The 2,301-nt window shown below is 75.1% G+C and carries 3 protein-coding genes and 1 pseudogene; 1 reads left to right on the forward strand and 3 read right to left on the reverse strand.

Annotated features, from left to right (window positions below):
* Positions 1-155: pseudogene (locus AB0J52_RS36925) on the reverse strand (MFS transporter); the annotation flags it as partial.
* Positions 156-250: 95 nt separating this feature from the next.
* Positions 251-850 carry a TetR/AcrR family transcriptional regulator gene (locus tag AB0J52_RS36930; protein WP_500187554.1) on the reverse strand — a complete coding sequence of 200 codons (600 nt, stop codon included), beginning with the start codon at positions 848-850 and terminating at the stop codon, positions 251-253.
* Positions 851-1,083: 233 nt separating this feature from the next.
* Here AB0J52_RS36930 and AB0J52_RS36935 point away from each other — a divergent pair, with 233 nt between their 5' ends.
* Positions 1,084-1,803, forward strand: coding sequence for a LysM peptidoglycan-binding domain-containing protein (locus AB0J52_RS36935; protein WP_500187555.1), 720 nt, complete (start codon positions 1,084-1,086; stop codon positions 1,801-1,803).
* Positions 1,804-1,967: 164 nt separating this feature from the next.
* On the opposite strand, the gene AB0J52_RS36940 is transcribed toward AB0J52_RS36935, so the two are convergent.
* The coding region (locus tag AB0J52_RS36940; RefSeq protein WP_500187556.1) for a hypothetical protein at positions 1,968-2,301 on the reverse strand (334 nt) is incomplete at its 5' end.

Here is a 2,301-nt window from a genome sequence, read left to right on the forward strand (position 1 = left end):
GGCGCGCGGGCGGCGAACGCGGTGATGAGGTAGCCGATCCTCGGGACGGTCGTGTGCAGGCCGTCCGCCATCTGCGGCATCAGGCCCGCGACGACGAACTCGCTGGTCACCATGGCGAAGATGCCGAGGGCCAGGACGTGGATGGCACGGGGCATGCGGGGGCTCCATTCTGCATCGGTCGGTGTAAAACGTGGGCAGGCGAACGCCGTGGTCTCACGCGTCCTCGCGTGGGACCGGGCGGGGGCGTGTTTCAGGAGGTCAGGGCGTCCAGGGCGGTGTCGGCGATCGCGGCCAGCGCCTCGGGCGGCGTGCCGCCCTGGCCGGAGATCCGGATCCCGGCGATGACCGCGTTCAGGTAGCGGGCCAGGTCCTCCGGGGAGCGGGCTGAGGTGATCGAGCCGTCGCGCCGTCCGGCCTCGATCACCCCGCGCAGCGCGGCGAGGCGGATCTCGGCGTCGCGGTGGAGGAGCGCGGCGATCTCGGGATCGCGCCCGGCCGGCTCGGTCGTGGTGTTCACCGACAGGCAGCCGATGCCCCGGCCGTCCCGGAAGTTCGCGTGCTCCTGCTCGACCACCCGGGCGAGCACGCGCCGGATCCGGTCCAGCGCCGGGCCGCCGTCCGGCTCGTCGAGGATCTCCGCTTGCCCGGCGGTCATCATCTCGGTGTAGCGGGCCAGCGCGCGCCGGAACAGCTCGCGCTTGCTGGTGAACGCGTTGTAGACGCTGCTGCGGTCGAGGTCGAGCGCGCCGCACAGGTCCCGGGTGGAGGTGGCCTCGTAGCCGTTCTCCCAGAACAGCCGCATCGCGGTGTCCAGGGCCCGGTCCTCGTCGAAGGTGCGCGGTCTCGCCATGGACGTGACCCTAGCCGTTTTGCATCGACTGGTGCAATACCGTCCGTCGCGGGATCGTTGTCAGCATGGGATTGCCAGCCCGGCGCGCCTGTCTACGATGGCCATGCGACCTCAGACCCGCAGATCTCCCGACTTGTAGGGGCGCGATGGCGACGAGACAGGCTGGCGGTCCGGGCCTCGGGCAGGGGCAGCGGCGGCCCGGGCCACCGCGGCGCCGCCGGGGCGCCGGCGACGTGCTCACCGGCGTGGGCGCGCTGCTCGCGCTCGCGGCGCTGCTCCTCGGCGTCCCGTACGCGCTGCTGACGCTGTTCGGCTCCCCGGTCCCGGACCACGTCCCCGCGATGTCCGACCTGACGCAGCGGATCGGGCCGTCCGCGCTGCTCGCCATCCTGGTGGCGCTGGTCTGGCTCGCCTGGCTGCAGCTCGCGCTCTGCGTCGTGGTCGAGGTGTACGCGGGCATCCGCGGCGTCGGCGTGCCCGCCCGCGTGCCGCTCGCCGGGGGCACGCAGTCGCTCGTCCACCGGCTCGTCGTCGCCGCGCTGCTGCTGTTCACCGCGACCAGCGCGATCGTGCCCGCGTTCAGCGGCCGGGAGCTGTCGGTCCGGCCGCCGGTGACGACCACGCAGACCGAGCAGTTCCACCGGCTGCCGGTGTCGGCGGTCCCGGACCGTCCGGCCGCGCCCGCCGCCGCGCCGGAGCGCGAGGTCGCCGAGGCGCTCAGCGGGAACCCGGTGGACAAGGCCGCCACGACCAAGATCTACCGGGTGAACCCGCCGGAGGGACGGCACCACGAGAGCCTCTGGGAGATCGCCGAGAAGAGCCTCGGCGAGGGCCGCCGCTACAACGAGATCTTCGAGCTGAACAAGGGGCACGTCCAGCCGGACGGCAGCCGCCTGCACATCGCGAGCCTGATCCGGCCGGGCTGGATCCTGGAGATGCCCCCGGACGCCTAGGGCGCGCAGGTCATCCCCGTCCACCAGCTCCGCGACTACTTCCGGCACGGGCACCCCGTCCCGCACGAGAAGCCGAAGCCGGACGTCCCGAAGCCGCCGGCCAGGACGTCCCCGACCCCGCCCGCGAGCCACCCGGCCCCCGCGCCCGGCCAACCCGCACCCGGTCACCCCGCGCCGAGCCACCCGGCTCCCAGCCAGCCGGCGCCCGCTCCGGGCACCCACGCGCCGACCCAGCCCGCGCCCGCCCCGAGCCACCCGGCTCCCAGCCAACCGGCGCCTGCGCCGAGCCAGCCCGCGCCCGCTCCCGGCAGCCACGCGCCGACCCAGCCCGCGCCCGCGCCGAGCCAGTCGGCTCCGGCGCCCACGCCTTCCCAGCCCGCCCACACGCAACCCGCGCCGAGCCGTTCGGCCCCTGCCCCGGTGCCGCCGCCCGCGCACCAGCGGCCGCCCGCCCAGTCGCCCGAGCAGTCCCCGGGGAAGGCGTCGCCGGCGCCCTCG

It is taken from the genome of Spirillospora sp. NPDC049652 (assembly GCF_040675125.1).
Classification (GTDB): Bacteria; Actinomycetota; Actinomycetes; order Streptosporangiales; family Streptosporangiaceae; genus Spirillospora.

Bases quoted from the DNA above. Each gene is read 5' to 3' on its own strand.
- AB0J52_RS36930 (WP_500187554.1), bottom strand. From the start codon at position 850: ATGGCGAGACCGCGCACCTTCGACGAGGACCGGGCCCTGGACACCGCG.